At 67.3% G+C, this 16,405-nt stretch carries 14 protein-coding genes; 5 read left to right on the top strand and 9 right to left on the bottom strand.

Features of this window, described 5'->3' with window-relative positions; genetic code table 11:
- Positions 1-8: 8 nt before the first annotated feature.
- Positions 9-788, bottom strand: coding sequence for an SDR family oxidoreductase (locus VXJ37_RS04940; RefSeq protein ID WP_331321956.1), 780 nt, complete (start codon positions 786-788; stop codon positions 9-11).
- A gap of 350 nt (positions 789-1,138) precedes the next feature.
- Between VXJ37_RS04940 and VXJ37_RS04935 the strand changes: the two genes are divergently transcribed.
- Positions 1,139-3,379, top strand: coding sequence for a PKD domain-containing protein (locus VXJ37_RS04935; protein WP_331321955.1), 2,241 nt, complete (start codon positions 1,139-1,141; stop codon positions 3,377-3,379).
- Positions 3,380-3,448: 69 nt separating this feature from the next.
- On the opposite strand, the gene VXJ37_RS04930 is transcribed toward VXJ37_RS04935, so the two are convergent.
- From VXJ37_RS04930 to VXJ37_RS04905, 6 genes are all read right to left on the bottom strand, one after another.
- Complete coding sequence (locus VXJ37_RS04930; protein WP_331321954.1) at positions 3,449-4,291, bottom strand: esterase/lipase family protein; 843 nt, start codon at positions 4,289-4,291, stop codon at positions 3,449-3,451.
- Positions 4,292-4,572: 281 nt separating this feature from the next.
- A complete protein-coding gene (locus VXJ37_RS04925) occupies positions 4,573-5,610 on the bottom strand; it encodes an AAA family ATPase (RefSeq protein ID WP_331321953.1) in 1,038 nt (345 codons plus the stop codon).
- Between the two features lie 93 nt (positions 5,611-5,703).
- The gene (locus tag VXJ37_RS04920) at positions 5,704-6,384 is read right to left on the bottom strand and encodes an SDR family NAD(P)-dependent oxidoreductase (RefSeq protein WP_331321952.1); all 681 of its coding nucleotides are present in this window, start codon (positions 6,382-6,384) and stop codon (positions 5,704-5,706) included.
- The gene (locus tag VXJ37_RS04915; RefSeq protein WP_331321951.1) at positions 6,381-7,622 is read right to left on the bottom strand and encodes a sialidase family protein; all 1,242 of its coding nucleotides are present in this window, start codon (positions 7,620-7,622) and stop codon (positions 6,381-6,383) included. Before VXJ37_RS04915 ends, VXJ37_RS04920 begins: the two co-directional genes overlap by 4 nt.
- A gap of 1 nt (position 7,623) precedes the next feature.
- Complete coding sequence (locus VXJ37_RS04910) at positions 7,624-8,403, bottom strand: HpcH/HpaI aldolase family protein (RefSeq protein WP_331321950.1); 780 nt, start codon at positions 8,401-8,403, stop codon at positions 7,624-7,626.
- A gap of 34 nt (positions 8,404-8,437) precedes the next feature.
- On the bottom strand, positions 8,438-9,427 hold the full coding sequence (locus VXJ37_RS04905; protein WP_331321949.1) for an aldo/keto reductase: 990 nt from the start codon (positions 9,425-9,427) through the stop codon (positions 8,438-8,440).
- Between the two features lie 246 nt (positions 9,428-9,673).
- On the opposite strand from VXJ37_RS04905, the gene pdxA reads away from it, so the two are divergent.
- The 4 genes from pdxA to VXJ37_RS04885 all read left to right on the top strand — a co-directional run bounded on the left by pdxA (position 9,674) and on the right by VXJ37_RS04885 (position 15,234).
- A complete protein-coding gene (pdxA, locus tag VXJ37_RS04900; RefSeq protein ID WP_331321948.1) occupies positions 9,674-12,049 on the top strand; it encodes a 4-hydroxythreonine-4-phosphate dehydrogenase PdxA in 2,376 nt (791 codons plus the stop codon).
- A 98-nt stretch (positions 12,050-12,147) separates the two neighbouring features.
- On the top strand, positions 12,148-12,924 hold the full coding sequence (locus VXJ37_RS04895) for a DeoR/GlpR family DNA-binding transcription regulator (RefSeq protein ID WP_331321947.1): 777 nt from the start codon (positions 12,148-12,150) through the stop codon (positions 12,922-12,924).
- Positions 12,925-13,242: 318 nt separating this feature from the next.
- Entirely contained in the window at positions 13,243-14,577 is a 1,335-nt protein-coding gene (locus tag VXJ37_RS04890; protein ID WP_331321946.1) for an MFS transporter, read from the top strand.
- 354 nt (positions 14,578-14,931) lie between these two features.
- Positions 14,932-15,234 carry a YciI-like protein gene (locus VXJ37_RS04885; RefSeq protein ID WP_331321945.1) on the top strand — a complete coding sequence of 101 codons (303 nt, stop codon included), beginning with the start codon at positions 14,932-14,934 and terminating at the stop codon, positions 15,232-15,234.
- A gap of 352 nt (positions 15,235-15,586) precedes the next feature.
- On the opposite strand, the gene VXJ37_RS04880 is transcribed toward VXJ37_RS04885, so the two are convergent.
- Together VXJ37_RS04880 and VXJ37_RS04875 are read right to left on the bottom strand one after the other, a co-directional pair.
- Entirely contained in the window at positions 15,587-16,093 is a 507-nt protein-coding gene (locus VXJ37_RS04880; RefSeq protein WP_331321944.1) for a gluconokinase, read from the bottom strand.
- Positions 16,093-16,404: a putative quinol monooxygenase gene (locus VXJ37_RS04875; RefSeq protein ID WP_331321943.1), complete on the bottom strand. Its 312-nt coding sequence runs from the start codon at positions 16,402-16,404 to the stop codon at positions 16,093-16,095. Before VXJ37_RS04875 ends, VXJ37_RS04880 begins: the two co-directional genes overlap by 1 nt.
- Between the last annotated feature and the right edge of the window lies 1 nt (position 16,405).

Genomic DNA, 16,405 nt, shown 5'->3' with positions numbered 1-16,405 from the left:
ACCGCGCTTCACCAGACCGAGTCGCCGCGCATGACAGCGTCGCTGCCGCCGTCGACATAGACAATCTGCCCGCACAGATGCGTGTTCTCCACGCTGTTGAGCCAGGCCAGCAGGCGGGCCACGACGACGGCGTCGGCGATGCCGTTCAGCGGCATGGGGACCTGTTTCAGCAGTGCCGTCCGGGCCTCCTCGGTGGCGATCAGTTCGGCCGTCATGGGGGTGGCGATGACACCGGGCGCCACGGCGTTCAGCGGGATTCCCGCACCGGCCCAGGCTTCCGTGGCGGCCTGGCGGCGGACCCACCGGGAGAGCGCCAGTTTGCTGGAACAGTAGATGAGGCCGCCGGTGGCTGGCTCCTTGGCCAGGACCTCCGCGCGGGCCAGGGCCCCGGCCTCGTCACCGGCGGTCAGTTGCGCTACAAGCTCGTCGTCGGTGGCAAAGAGGGCCGCCATGGAGGAAACCACCACGGCGCGCGGGGCGTCCGAGTCCTTCAGCAGGGGCCGGAGTCCTTCAAGGGTGGCGACGGCGCCGAAGAAGTTCACGGCCGCAGTGGCCGCGATTGGGAAATCGAGGCCGGCCACCGCGTAGATGGCATCAATCCTGCCGCCGCTGACCTTCCGCACCGCGTCCACCAGGCCGGAGCGTCCTTCCGAGGTGGAGAGGTCGGCCACCACCTCGGCGTCGTGAAGGTCCGCCCCGATGACGCGTTCACCCCGCTGCTCGAGCAGTTCCTTGGTTGCCTTGCCGATGCCTGAGGCGGCGCCGGTGATGACGGAGGTGCGGGGCATGGTGCCTTCTTTCACTGGCTGGTTAAGGTCCGGCGCCTACTCTGCCCGGCAGGAGGGCATCGGGCCAGAGTCCAAAGGCCCGCGCGTGCGGCCCGCGGATTCCCCGGGTGGCTGCCGGTTGCGTTTCCGGGAACCTGGGAATAGGGGTTTCCAGGTGCCCGCGAATAGGGGTTTCCGGGACCCGCGAATAGGGGTTTCCGGGGGGCCGCGCGCAAATAAATCCAATCCCTTGCCGCTTGAGCGGTTCACGCCTATTGTGTGAGCTTCAGGGGTTGCGTCGTGTCTGGGGCGGCGGGCAACGACCCCAAGACAAGTAAAGCTGTCAGAGCGACGTGACCCAGGAGCCCGCCATGAAGATTTCTGCTATCCCTGGCCGGTTAGGGCAGGCATTGGTCCTGGCCCTGACAGCAGCACTGGCTCTTCTCGGGTGGGCACCTGCGGCCTCGGCAGATCCTGTCTACGGCACGCAAAGCATCGCCTATTCCGGCGTTGCCAACCCGCCGACGTCGGACAAGCCGCAGAGCAAGCTGTGGTGGAACGATGGCTCCTGGTGGGCGGACATGTGGACCAGCGGCAGCGGCTGGAGCATCTACCGGCTGGACCGCGCCACCGCCACCTGGGTGAACACGGGCGTGGTAAATGACAGCCGCAGCAGCACACTGGCGGACACCATGTGGGACGGCAGCCACCTGTACATCGCCTCGCATGTGGTCACCGTCTCCACGGATTCCAACCCCGTTGACTCCGTTTCGGGACAGCCCGCCTACCTCTACCGGTACAGCTACTCCGGCGGGAAGTACACGCTGGACGCCGGGTTCCCCACGGTCATCACGAACAACAGCAGTGAGTCCATGACCATCGACGAGGACAGCACCGGTGCCATCTGGGCCACGTGGACGCAGGTGTCCGGCAACAGCACCAGCGGGTACACCAATACCGTCTACGTCAATGACTCCGCGGCCGGCGGAACCAGCTGGGCCACGCCGTTCATTATCCCGGTGTCCAACCCGCATCCCGCCCCAGATGACATCTCCGCCGTCGTGTCCTTCGCCAAGAACAAGATTGGCGTGATGTGGAGCGACCAGCTCACTGGCTCGGTCTGGTGGGCCACCCGCACCGACGGGACCTCCCCCACCGCGTCGTCGTCCTGGAACTTCCAGCCCGCCATCCAGGGCAAAGGGCAGGCCGACGACCACATGAACCTCAAGTCGCTGCAGTCCGATACCACCGGCAGGGTGTTCGCCGCCGTCAAGACCAGCCTCAACGACACCTCGACTGATCCCACGCTGCCGCAGCTCCTGCTGCTCGTGTTCAAGCCGGGCACGGGGGCCTTCACGCAGTCGGCGATCTCGTCCGTTGGCGACTGCGTCAGCCGGCCGCAGATTGTGCTGGACACCACGAACAACCTGGTCCACGCGTTCCAGACAGCTCCGCCGACATCAGTCAGCGGCTGCGCGTACTCAGGCGTGGCAGGCAGCATCTACGAGAAGACGGCATCCATGGACAACCCGTCCTTCGGCAGCGGCCGCGGGACCCCTGTCATCCAGAGCGCCTCGTCGTCCAACATGAACAATGTGACCACCACCAAGCAGGGGGTTAACAGTTCCACCGGCATCGTGGTCATGGCCAGTGACGACGTGGCCAAGCGCTACTGGTACTCGGACCGGCCCCTGGGCCCGGCCACCACGGCACCGGTGGCATCGTTCACAGCCTCCCCCACCTCAGGGACCGCGCCGCTGAACGTCGCCTTCACTGACACGTCCACCGGCTCCCCCACCTCCTGGGCCTGGGACTTCGGCGACGGCGGCACCTCCACCGCCCAGAACCCGTCCCACAGCTACGCGGCGGCAGGAACCTACACCGCCAAGCTCACCGCAACCAACAGCGCCGGTTCCAGCTCCGCCAGCACAACGATCACCGTCGGCACGGCCACCACACCGCCACCGGCCACGGGCATAAGCGTCGTCGGATCTTCAACCACCTATTCGGGAACGGCGGTGACGGGCGTCTCCATCGGGGCCCCCGCCGGGACCGCGGCCGGTGATGTGCTGGTTGCGGCCATCACCGCGGACACCAACCCGAGCATGGCGTCCGTGCCCGCCGGCTGGACCGCGATGGTGAACGGGCTGTCCATCAACAGCACCTCCACCTCCGGCGCCAGGGTTTACGTGTACTACCACGTGGTGGGTTCGTCGGATCCTGCCAGCTACGCCTGGACACTGAGCGCTGCCGCGAAGTGGGGCGGCGGCATCACCGGCTACCGCGGCGTGAACAACACCACGCCGCTGGATGCCCCGGTGGTGACGGCCCTGGATGCCACGTACAACGCCACCAGCATCACCGCACCCAGTACCACCACGGCCAGTAATGGCGCCATGGTGATTGGCGGCGTGGGCTGCGACTGCGCCTCGCCCATGGTGTCAGCGCCGCCCAGCGGCTGGACCCAGCGGTGGCAGGCGGCGGGCGGCCAGATCGCTGAGCTCGCCGACAAGATGCAGGCAACAGCCGGCGCAACCGGCACCGCCACGTGGACTCTGAGCGCGGCGCGGGCAATCGCTGCCTGGCAGGCCGCCCTGAAGCCCGCCGGCTGACGCTTGCGCACGACGGCGGGTGGGCGGCTCTCGTGGGCCGGCCACCCGCCGTCGTACTGCTTCAGGATGCTAGAGGCAGACGGGCTGGAAGGCAGGGTCCGCGGGCCCGGACGGCTGCGCCAGGGCGTTGCCCACGAGCTGGTGCACCACGGGATCGTTGGGCGCCTGGTCATGCTCGATGACGTCGGCCGGGCACTTGTCCTGGATGGCGATGTTGGTGACCTGCCGCGCCGAACCGTTCAGGAACTGGCTGTTGTACGGGATGACCACCTCGTCGTGGGTGGTGGAGATGACGGTGTAGGACGGACCGGCCACCGTATCGCCGATGGAGTTGAGCTCCTGCATGAAGGGCGACCCGGCCTGCTGGTCCGCGCAGGCGGCGCAGCCGGCGGCGGTGTAGTCGGGCGTGGGCACCAGGTCCGGCGGCGGGAGGATCACACCTTCGGTGCCGTGGTTGGACGGCGCTATGCCGACGAGCTGGTGGACGTACTTTGCCCCGCCCAGGAAGCCCATGTAGCACCGCGGCATCATGCCGCCCTGGCTGTGGCCCACCAGGTCCACCTGCTTGGCGCCGGTGGCGGAGCGGACGGCATCAACGAACGGCGCGAGTTGAGAGGCGGAATCCTTGACCGGAGCCGTGGCATAGACGCCGTTCGTTTCGCCGTAGTTGAGGGCGAAGACGCAATAGCCCTCGCTTTTGAGGTACGGCGAGAGGGTGGACCAGTTCTTGTCCATGCTCTCGAAGGTGCCCGGGACCAGGACCACGGGGTAGGGATGTTCGGCTGAGGGTTTGCAGGACCAGTCGTTGGCGCCCGGCGGGGAGATATCGATGGCCTGGGCGGGGGCTGAAACCAGCGAGGTGGAGAGCAGCGCGGCGGCGGCAATGGACAGGGTGCGGGTAAGGAAGGACATGGAAACCTCTTTGTTCGTCTGTCTTCGGGAGCGGCTGGCGCTGATGGTCTTGGGGGTGCCCATCACTGCCAGCCGGGTTTTCCATGCTGGCAGCGCTGCTGCTCCTGCGCAGCAGAAGTGCACGGATGTGCGGCCAGAAAGGGCCGTCCAAGGGGAGGCCGGTGCCGCTCCGACACCCCGTCAAATCGGGTTTTGTTACTGGTCAGTAGCTAGAGAGCCTGCGGCTGGCTGCGCACGGGCCGTCTACCGCGGTATGCACCAACGTGCAGACCTGCGGGCCGTCAGGCCAGCAGCCAACGCTTCCAGCGCGGCTGCTCGGGTTCCGGCGCGGGTTCGGGCTCCGGCTCCTCGCCCAACGCCTGCGCGGCCTGGACGATGTCGTCCGCAGTGAGCGTCATGACGGCTTCGCGGTCCAGCGCGTCCAGGCTTTGCTCCTCGTCGAGGGACAGCCGCAGCGCCTGCCGGTTGAGCGCCTGCTCGAACAGGGTGCGGGCGAACCGGGCGTTGCCGGAGTCCTCGCCGGCGTGAAGCCCCGTGAAGATGCGGCGCAGCATCTGGTCCGCGTCCGGCTCCAGCATGTACTCGTGCTGGGCCAGCATCTGGTGGAAGATCGTCTGGAGCGCCTCGACGGAGTAGTCGGGAAAGGTGATTTCGCGGGCGAACCGGGAGCGCAGGCCTGGGTTGGAGAGCAGGAAGGCCTCCATCAGCCGCGGGTACCCTGCCACGATGACCACCAGGCGGTGGCGGTGGTCCTCCATGCGCTTCAGCAGGACCTCGATCGCCTCGGGCCCGAAGTCCATCCGGCCGTCCTCCGGGGCCAGAGCGTAGGCCTCGTCGATGAACAGGACGCCGTCCAGCGCACGCCGGATTACCCGGTCCGTCTTGATGGCGGTCTGGCCGACATACTGCCCCACCAACCCGGAACGGTCCACCTCCACCAGGTGGCCTTTCTGCAGCAGACCCACCGCGCGGTACATCTCGGCCAGGAGCCGGGCCACGGTGGTCTTGCCCGTGCCGGGGTTTCCGAGGAACACCAGATGCTGTGAGGTGGCTACTTCCGGCAGGCCGTGGGCCTTGCGGCGCGCCTGGACCTGGAGCAGCGCCACGAGGGCCCGCACCTGTTCCTTCACGGTCTCGAGTCCCACCAGTGCATCGAGTTCGGCCTGCAGCTCGGACAGGGGCCGCGCCGGCCCGGGCCGGGCACCCATGAGATCGCCGACCACTTCATCGACGCGTTCCGAACCGGGCAGCTTGAGCTGATCGGCCAGGTGGCCGATCGTTTCGCGCAGGTCATCGAGCGGGTTGCGGCTGAGAGCCATGCCTCCACTGTAGACCCCGACTCCCCTGCGTGGTGGACCCGGCGCCACGGGTATCAGAGCCGAAACCGGATCGCCGTCCCCTTCCGGTGGGGTCTACAGGGAGGCGCCCCCGCAGATCACGTAGTTCTGGCCCGTGATGGACTTGCCGTGCGGGCCGAGCAGGAACGCGGCCAGTGCAGCCACGTCCTCCGGATCCACCAGGGCGCCGAGGGCCGGCAGCTTCACCGGAGTGGCGGCACGGCCGGGGTCGTTCAGCATCGGGGTGTCGGTGGGTCCCGGGGAGAGCACGTTCACGGTGATCCCCCGCGGCGCCAGTTCCTGCGCCCACGTCCGGCCGAGCCCCATCAGCGCGGCCTTGGTCGCGGCATAGTGGCTCTTGCCCGGCATCCCCGTGGAGGTGCGGCTGCCCAGCAGGACGATCCGGCCGCCGTCGGGCATGGCCGGCACCAGCGCGTCGGCCAGCACCGACGCCGCGGCCACGTGGACGGTGAACATGCCCTGCAGCGCGGCCGGGTCAAGGGAACCGAGGTTCGCTGTCCGCTGGAATCCGGCGGCGTGCACCAGGGCGTCGGCCGGAGCCAGCCCTGAAACCAGTGAAGCCAGGGACTCCGGCTCGGCGAGGTCTGCCTGCAGCCACTCGAACTTCCCGTCCAAGGAGGACTCGGTGCGGCTTAGCCCGGTCACCTTCCACCCGTCCGCCAGCAGCCGGGAAGCGATGGCCTTGCCGATGCCCGAGCTCGTGCCGGTGACCACCGCGTGTTTGGCCACCGTCACGCGTCCCCGCCCGGCGTGGTGGTGCCGTCGTAGGCCCACTGCGGGTCAACCCGGACGAACTTGATGGCCTGCCGGAAGTAGGTGTACGCGATGTTCAGCGCACCGTCCGGGCCCTGGTGGATGGACGGGTAGGAGTATTCGCGGTTGAGCCCGTCGCGGGAGTTGTTGGACAGGCAGTACCCGTCCCCCACGTCCAGGTTCCGGCGGATGGGCCAGGAGCGTCCGGAGTCCTCGGAGATCGCGAGGGTCATCGGCGAGCGCGGGGTGCCCCAGAAGGCGCGCTTGACGCCGTCATCCTCGGAGAAAGCCGAGGCGTCAGGTTCGGCCACCTGCCCCTGTTCATCGGCCAGGCCGTCGTCGTCAATCTCGTCGTACAGCGAGAGGCGCCGCGCGGTGCCCTCCCCCGCCCGGCTGTGGTTGTAGACGAGCGCCAGGCGGCCGTCCGTCAAAGCAACAAACTGGATGGAGGAGTTGTTGTTGGGCAGCTCGGTGGGGACGGGCTCGCTCCAGGTGGAGCCGTGGTCGGTGGAGCGGGATTCGTAGATGGAGTCGGCCCAGCGGCTGCGGAACAGCGCCAGCAGCGAGCCGTCGGCCACGGGCTGGATGTTCATGTGGACGCAGCCCAGACTGCCGGGCAGGACGTGCTCGGTCCAGGTGGCGCCGGCGTCGTCGGAGATCATCACGGCGCTGTCGTCGCTGTTGCCCACCCATTTCTCTCCCGGCGTGGTGATGCAGCGGAAGATGGGAATGATCAGCCGGCCGGACGGGAGCACCACGGGCAGCTGCCGGACGAACACGCCGCCGGTCTCGTTGGCCGGGAACAGGGTTTCGACGGCGCCCCAGGTGCGGCCGCTGTCCAGGGAGATACGACGCCGGACCTCGGCCGTGTCCTGGTTGCCCGCCTTTTGCGCGGTGTACAGGAGCCAGAGGGCGCCGTCGGTGTTGGTGAACAGGATGGGGTTCTGTTCGGAGCGGGTGGAGTCATCCGACAGCTGCTGCGGTGAGGACCACTGGCTGCTGCCCGGCTCCAGCGTGGAGAACCAGATGGAGATGTCCGGCACGCCTTCCTGGGTGCCGCCGAACCAGACGCAGCCCAGCCGGCCGTCCGGGAGGGTGAGCAGGTTGGCCGCGTGGCTCTGCACGGTGGGGGCGGGCAGGTAGGCGAAGCTGGCGCCGTCGGCCGTTTTGACCACGCCGTCCGGGGTGATGGTGCTGTAGCTGTCCGTGGTGATGGTCATGTTACTGGTCCTTGGAGGTGGCGGCGTCGAGGTGGGACTTGGCGATCTGTTCCAGGTGCGTCAGGTCCGAGGCGACGGTGGTGAACGTGTAGCCCTGCTTCAGGCGCTGCGCGGCGATGGTTCCGGCGGCGGTGTGGATGCCGGCGGCGATGCCCGCCGAGGCGGCAGCCTCGGCGACGGTTTCCAGCGCCGCGTTGAATTCGGTTTCGACGGCGGGATCCCCCGGGAATGCCCCGCCCACCGCAATGCAGAGGTCGGATGGTCCTACGTAGATCCCGTCCAGGCCGGGGGTGGCGCAGATTTCCTTGACGTTGGCCAGGCCCTCGGGCGTCTCGATCATGGCGAATACCAGGGTGGCGGCGTTGGCGTCGGCCGGCACGGGCCCGATCCTGAGGGCCGAGCGCATGGGGCCGTAGGAGCGGCCGCCCAGCGGCGGGTACTTGGCTGCCGCCACGGCTGCGGCGGCGTCCCCGGCGTTGTTGATCAGCGGGACGATGACCCCCACAGCGCCGGCGTCCAGTGCCTTGCCGATCGCGGTGAAGTCGTTGCCTTCCACCCGGACCATGCCGACGGCGGTCTGTCCGGCGTCGATGGCCATCAGGCCGTTGAGCACGCCGGAGTAGCCGAGCAGGCCGTGCTGCGCGTCCAGGGCAACGTAGTCGTAGCCGAGCCGGCCGATGCGTTCGGTGGCGACGGGCGCGTCCATGACCGCCCAGTAGCCCACTGCCTGCTCACGGGCGCGGATCTTGCGGGCGAATTCGAGGGCCAGTTGGGAGGTCATCAGAGTCCTTCGGTCAGTCGGTTCAGGAGAAATATCAGCGGTTGTACGCCGGCATCGGGCCGCGCAGCGAGGTACCCACAGCGTCGCAGGCTTCCACGACGTCGGCCGGCAGCGGTCCGTTGGCCACGGCGGCGATGTTGGCGCGCAGCTGTTCCACCTTGGAGCCGCCGAGCAGCATCGAGCCGACGCCGTCCCGGTAGGCGAGCCAGCGCAGGGACAGCTCGGCCAGGGTCACGTCAGCATCCGAGGCGATCCGGGACAGCTCGCCGATGGCGTCGAACAGCTGTTTGTCCCAGTACCGCTGCGTGTACATGGCGGCGAGCTTGGAGTCGCCGTAGCGGCCCTCGGTGGGCTTGGCGTCGAAGCTGTGCTTGCCGGTGAGCAGGCCGCCGCCCAGCGGGTTGTAGACCATGGTGTGCACGTTGTGGGTGGCGGCGAATTCGAGGTATTCCTCCTCCAGCCGGCGGGCCACCAGGTTGAAGAGCTGCTGGGCGACGACGGGCCGCGGTGCCCCCACTTCGCGAGCGGTGTGGATGACGTCGGCGATCTGCCAGGCGGCGAAGTTGGACACGCCCAGCGCGCCGATCTTCCCTTCGGCAACCAGCTCGGCAACCGTGGAGAGCGTCGAGGCAAGCGGGGTGGCGCGGTCCGGCTGGTGCAGGTAGAACAGGTCGATGCTCTCCACGTTCAGCCGGCGCAGGCTGCCTTCGACGCTGGCGCGCAGCCCCTCGGGCGAGAGCGGTGAGTTTGAGCCGTGGTCTACGTGGGGCATGCCGGCCTTGGACGCCAGGACGAGGCTGTCGCGCTTTCCCTTAAGGAGCCGCGCGAGCATCTCCTCCGTAGTACCTCCCACGTAGGCGTTGGCGGTGTCGATGGTGGTGATGCCGGCGTCGAGCGCTTCCTCCACCATCCGGGCGGCGGTGGCCTCGTCGGCGGTGTCGCCGAAGGTCATGGTTCCCAGGACCAGCCGGGAGATGGGGAGTTTCAGGCCGTCCACCTGGGTGCCTTGGGGTTGTGTGCTCATGCGTTGATTCCTCGTGCTTGCGTCATTGCTTCTCGTAGAAACAGTAGGTGGGGAGCCGGCGTCAGAAAGATCGGTCCTGGCTGACGTGGAGCCGCAGGCCCCGCATCGTGTTTTGTTGTGCCCATCACTTTGCCACCTTTGCGCAAACCGCGCAACCCTCTAGCGCGATTCGCGCAATCGTGTCATGATGATTGGAGTTTGCACCACTTATAAGGGTGCAGCCATCTACCAAGCGAGAGGAGCAACGTGGCTTCCGTATTTGTGCAGGCCGACGATTTCTCCGGGGCCGCAGAGGTTGGCTACTGCTTTGTGGAACACGGCCTGTCCGCCCAGGTCCTCCTGGGCGCGGGCACCGCTTTAGGAAGGCACGACGCCGAAACCTCCTTGGCGGAGCGGGGCACCGACGTGCTGGTCACCGACACCCACTCACGCGGCCTTTCCGCAGCCGCGGCCAAAGCGCTGGTCACGGACGCTTTCTCCGGTCCTGAAGCCTCCGCCGCGCAGGTGATGTTCAAGAAGATGGACTCGCTGTGGAGGGGCAACATCGGCGCAGAAGTTTCTGCGCTCACAAGCCTTGGTTTCCACGCCGTGGTTGCGGGGGCACTCCCCCAGCTGCAGCGTTCCGTAGTGGCCGGCCGGCCGCTGGTGGCCGGCACTCCCCTGGCCAAGACGGCCCTGTGGCAGGCGGAGCTTTCGGGGCCGCCGGCGGATGTGGCGTCGCTGCTCTGCCCGGAGGATCCGGCGTCGGTGAAGACGATGGACCTGGCCGCAGTCAGGTCCCGTTCGCTGACCACCAAACTCGCCGGGCCCCTGAACTCGGACCAGCCACAAGTAGTGGTCGCCGACGGTGAAACGGTGCAGGACCTGGAGCACGTCGTGGACGCGCTGCTGGAGCTGCACTTCCACGCCGGCGGCCGCCGCGTCGTCCTGGTGGGAACCGGTGGAGCTGCCGAAGTCCTCGCACGGCGGCTGGCCGCACAAACCGCGCGAAATACGCAAAGCGTGGCAGCCGCTGACGCAACCATCGCAGGACCGCAGGACGCTGCACGGCCGGTGCTCGCCGTCGTCGGCTCCGCGTCCACAACCGCGCAGGCGCAGCTGGCCCGGCTTGAGGCACACGGTTTCACGGTGGTCCGGCTCGACCCGCTGCGCGCCGGGTCCAAGGACGCCTACGCTCCCGAACTGGCCCAGCTTTCAGCCGATTTGAAGGCAGGCCACAGCGTAGCTGTCACGTTGGCGGCCGCAAAAGTGGACCCGTTCCGGTCGGCGAACATCGTGCAGGCCCTGTCCACGTTCGCGGCCCAGGCAGCGAAGGCGGCACCGGCCGACCTGATCCTTACCGGCGGTGAGACGGCCCGGGAAGTCCTGGACGCCGTCGGCCGCTACAGCCTGGTGCCGCTCGGGGCGGTGCAGCACGGGGCCGTGCTGAGCCGTGCCGACGACGGGACGCTGGTGGGCACCAAGCCGGGCAGCTTCGGCGACGACCTGGCCCTCCTGCAGCTGTATGACGATATCCGGAAGCGCCGCGGCCAGCCCGCGGAAGCTCCCGCCAACACCTTTCCCCGCAAGACTTCCCAAGAATCTGGAGCAGCAATGACTGACGAAACAATGAATAACCAGCCCCTCCCCTACGTCGCCGTCACCATGGGCGACGGCGCCGGCATCGGCCCCGAGGTGATTGTGCCGGCGGTGCTGGATCCGGGCATCCAGGCAGAGTGCCGACCCGTGGTGATCGGCGACGCGCTGCGGCTGCGCCAGGCCGCGGACGTTCTGGGCATCCAGGCTGACATCCGGGCGATCGAGGACGTGGAGGACGCGGAGTTCACGCCGGGCCGGGTCAACGTGATCGACCTGGCACTGCTGCCCGAGGACCTGGCATGGGGGCAGCTCTCCCCCGTGGCTGGGCACGCCGCATACGAATACATCCGGGTGGCCAGCGAGCTGGCCATGGCCGGAAAGGTTCAGGCCATCTGCACGGCGCCGCTGAACAAGGAAGCGCTGCACGCTGCCGGGCACATCTTCCCCGGGCACACCGAGCTGCTGGCGTCGCTGACCGGCACGGAGGAAGTGTCCATGATGCTCTCCACGCCAAAGATCCGGGTGATCCATGTGACCACGCACATCGGGCTCATGGATGCCATCCGCAAGATCAACCCTGACCTGGTGGAGCGCACCATCCGCCGCGGACATGAGGCACTGGTCCGGGCAGGCATCCCCAACCCGAAGATCGGCGTGTGCGCCATCAACCCGCACGCCGGCGAGAACGGCCTGTTCGGGCAGGGCGAGGAAGCGGAGAAGATCGAGCCGGGCGTGAAGGCAGCGCAGGCGGACGGGATCAACGCCGTGGGCCCGCTGCCCGCGGACACCCTGTTCTTCCTGGCCGGCCGCGGCGACTACGACCTGGTGGTGGCCATGTACCACGACCAGGGCCACGGACCGGTCAAGGTTCTGGGCATCGAGGCCGGCGTGAACATCACGGTGGGCCTGCCGGTGATCCGCACGTCCGTGGACCACGGCACCGCGTTCGACATCGCCGGCAAGGCGATCGCCGATTCCCGTTCCATGGTGGAAGCGCTGCACCAAGCGGCGGAAATGGCCACCCGCCCGGCCATGGCCGTGTAACTCGCCGGTGGTTGAGCCTGTCGGAACCCGATTGATTGGTCACCGGAACTACCATGGTTAGCACTGCCACCGCCATGCCCACGGGAAGGAGACCGGGAATGCTCAGCGCAAACGCGCGGCGCGAGGAGATCTACCACCTCGCCGTGACCACCGGCCTCGCCTCCGTGGAGGAACTCTCTGCCAAGTTCGAGGTGACCGCGTCCACCATCCGCCGCGACCTTGCGCTGCTGAATTCCCAGGGCCGTCTGGCCCGCACCTACGGTGGGGCGATGGCGCTGGGCGCGCACCCGGAGGCGTCGCTAAGGCAGCGCACGGGCGAGGCGTTCGAGCAGAAGCATGCCATCGCCCGCTGGGCGGCCTCGGTGATCCAGCCCGGGGAGAACATCCTGCTCGACGCCGGCTCTACCTCAGGTGCCCTGGCGCATGAACTGCGCGGATTCAGTCCGTTGTCGGTGACGACGCCGGGCATCAACACCCTCCAGGAGCTCGCCGACTGCGAAGGCATCGAGGTGGACTGCCTGGGCGGCCGGCTCCGGGGCATCTCCCAAAGTTTCGTGGGGCCGCTGGCCGAAGCGGCCCTTGAGCGGATGAGCTTCGACCGCGTGTTCCTCGGCGCCGACGCCGTCACCGCCGAGGACGGCATCTGCGAAGCAGACCACGCCCAGACCCGCCTCAAAGAGCTCATGGCCCGCCGCGGCCGGTCCGTCTACGTCCTGGCGGACTCCTCCAAGCTGGGGCTCCGGCCCTTCCACGCCTGGGCCCAGCTGCCGTTGCCGTGGACCCTCGTGACGGACGACGCCGCCGACCCCAACCAGGTGCGGGCGTTCGAGAGCCGCGGGGTCACCGTGGAAACCGTCGCCGTTTCAGCAGAATGATCACGTCCGCTTAGGACATCCCCGCGAAACCCCGCCGTCCTGGCTGCTGTGCACAAGGGCGTATGACCCTTGGCGCGCCTGTCACCGCAGCCCGCCCCGCCAAAATTTATGCGCACAACGCGCACCTATCGTCCAAAACTGCCTTACTGATCAGCAAACTTCTGCGTGAAACACCTAAATGTGCGCGAAGTTAGCGAAAGCACTAGCGCGTTTCGCGCATCTATGGCATGCTTGCTTGTGACGCAGATCTCCCGCCGAAGCGCGGGACTCCTTCCAGCAAGAGCCACCCTCCCCTACACCGCAGTAGAAGGAACAGCAATGTCCAACGTCATAACCCCCACCCCAGAGCAGCGAGCCAAGTGGGTCCGCCGGGCCATCATCGCCGGCGTCGTCGGCACCACCATCGAGTGGTACGACTTCGTCCTGTTCGGCACCGCGTCCGCGCTCGTTTTCAACACCCTCTTCTTCCCGAAGATGGACCCCCTCATCGGCACCGCTGCCGCCCTGACCACAACAGCCATCGGCTACTTCTTCCGCCCGCTCGGAGGGTTCGTCTTCGGAGCGCTCGGTGACCGGCTCGGGCGGAAGAACGTCCTTGCCGCCACCTTGGTCCTCATGGGCACCTCCACTGCGCTCATCGGTTTGCTCCCCACCTATAACCAGGTAGGCATCTGGGCTCCAATCCTGATGCTCGTCCTCCGCATCCTGCAGGGAATCGGCGCGGGTGCGGAGTTCGGCGGTGCCCAGGTCATGGTCTCCGAGCACGCGAGCAAGAAGCGCCAGGGCCTCCTCACCAGCCTCCCCGGCGCGGGCCTGGCGCTGGGCATCATGCTCGGCACCTCCTTCTACTCGCTTCTTGACTCCATGCCCAAGGACCAATTCATGGCGTACGGGTGGCGGCTTCCCTTCCTCGCCAGCGTGATCGGCATCGCGGTGGGCCTCTTCATCCGGATGCGCGTCGTCGAGTCCCCCGAGTTCCTGGCCGTCACGCGGACCAACGAGAAGCCCAAGAGCCCCGTCAAGGAAGTCTTCGCCTCCCACACGCGCAACTGGTTCGTGGCCATGTTCGCCTGCTTCGCGGAGAACGCGACCACCAACCTCGTCAAGACCTTCGTCCTGGCCTACGCGGCAACCTTCCTCCACCTGGACAAGAGCGTGGGGCTCAACGGCCTCTTCGTCGCCTCGTTCGTGAGCCTGTTCACCTACCCGCTCTTCGGCTGGCTGGGTGACCGCCTGGGCATCGGGCGCGTCTACATCGGCTCGGCGATTGCCGTCGCAGCGTTCATCTTCCCGATGTTCTGGATGATCGACACCAAGTCGGTCCCACTGGTGATCATTGCCATCGTCATCATCTACGCGATCGCCGTGCGCGGCATGTCCGCCACGCAGGGTGCCTACCTGGCCAACCTGTTCCCGGCCCACATCCGCTTCACCGGCCTTGCCTCATCCCGCGAAGTGGGAAGCGCGATCTCCGGCGGCATCGGCCCCGTCCTCGCCACCCTCCTGCTGGCTGCGACCAACTCGTACTGGCCCGTCGCCCTCTACATGATCAGCCAGGCGATCATCACCATCGTGGCCGTCTGGATCGGCCCGAGCAAGCGCACCAGGACTGAGGTCCAGGAAGACGAGCAGTCCCGCCACGCCATCGCGTAGGGATTCCGTTACGCGACCAGGCTGCCTGATCGCTTCCCCCCAAGTGAAACGGCCGGCCAGCAGATATGCTGACCGGCCGTTTCTGTGCGTCTCCCCCTAACCACCGGCTTGGCCTCCGTTTGGAAACTCTCGGCCGGGTTCGCGGTACTTGCAGAAGCAGGGCGATGCCCAGCTACGGGTCTCGCGCTGCTGAACTCGCAGGGCCGGCTGGCCCGCACCTACGGTGGGACGATGGCGGTGCAGAAGTTCCGGGATGCGGGGGTACAGGTTGAGGTGGCTGCGGTTTCTGAGTAGGCCCGGTTGGGTACGCTGCTGCTACAACGATTGCAGCCCTTAGCCTGAGCGGAGAAACCCATGCACGCCGTGCTCGAATACACCTACGCCGATGACTACCTCGAGTCCCGCGAACAGTACCGGGCGGACCACCTCCGGGCCGGGTGGGAGGCAGTGGAACGCGGAGAGCTCCTCCTTGGCGGAGCTATCGGCGAAGGACCCTTCAAGGGTCTGCTGATCTTTAGCGGCGAGAACCCGCTGGAGGCTGCCAAAGCCTTTGCAGCCGCAGACCCCTACGTCCTCAACGGCGTCGTCACGTCGTGGACTGCCAGCCCGTGGACCACGGTGCTCGGCAACGAGGCTGCCACCCCGGTCCGCCCCTAACGCCACCGAACGGCAGTGCATGGCCGCGCCCTTGTTGCCTGCAGTTTTCCCCGAAGGCCGCGCCTGCCCGGTGGAGGGCCCAGGCAGAGCCGCCTTGGCTGTGGCTAACGCGTAGGTGCCGACGCCGTCGGCGATCCGTCCTCCCACCCGGATTTGGCACAGCTGGGCCACTACCTGGCCCGTACTTCCCCAACCGCAGGCGTAGGGTGGGTATCCCGCCCAGGCGCGCAACGCCGTCGGACTTTTCGGACATCCCGCGCATCACCCGCGACGCCTACCTCAAGGCCGGGCACTTCGCTGCGGACCATCCGTACCTAGCTCGTTCCCGGTGAGGACGTCCTGCTTTGGGTATTTACGCTGGAGCTCCAGTGCGCGCGACGGCGGTGATGCTGTCGAGTATCGACTCCAGGTCGCCCGACGCCGGTACCGTGAGGCCGGCTTCGTCTGGTCCAAGGGGTTCCAGCGCACTCAACTGGGAACCGAGGAGCAACGGGGGCATGAAGTGCCCGGGGCGTTGATTCAGTCGCTGTTGCAGGAGTGGCAGCTCCACGTCGAGTTGCAAGAAGGCCGTATCCGGCGCCTTTGCTCTGATCGCATCCCGGTAGGCGCGCTTCAGCGCCGAGCAGGCCACGATGATTCCCTTCGGATGGACGGCCTCGAGCTCGTCGCCGACGAGTGCCAGCCAAGGCCAGCGGTCCTCGTCCGTCAACGGAATGCCGGCAGCCATCTTGTCGATGTTGGCCCTGGGATGCAGCGAGTCCGAATCAATGAAATCGGCCCCCAGGCGCCGCGCCAGCGCCGCACCCACGGTTGACTTTCCCGCCCCGCAGACGCCCATGACGACTATGACGGGTTTCATCAAAGCGCGCCCTGCTGCTCGGTTCCGGCCGGCATCGGCGTCAGCCTGGTGACCTCCACCGGCTTCTGCAGGAGACCCTCAAGCGAGGCGTTGAGGCGTGCGACCGCTTCACCCGCACCATGAGCGTCGAGCAGTTCGGCAGAGTCCCATTTTTCGATCATAACGATCTGGCCGTTGGGGGCCTCATGGATGGCGTAAAGCTGGCAGCCCGGCTCCTTGTGCACCTCAGCGATGGCAGGGGCAAGTGCTGAGGCAACGGCGTCGAAGGCTCCGCCCTTGGGCGTGAAGACGGCGGTGACGATGACGGTCATG

Origin of the sequence: Pseudarthrobacter phenanthrenivorans (assembly GCF_036455295.1) — a bacterium.
Classification (GTDB): Bacteria; Actinomycetota; Actinomycetes; order Actinomycetales; family Micrococcaceae; genus Arthrobacter; species Arthrobacter phenanthrenivorans_C.
The sequence above is the reverse complement of the archived record's forward strand: the minus strand, read 5'-3'. Positions and strand labels throughout refer to the sequence as shown.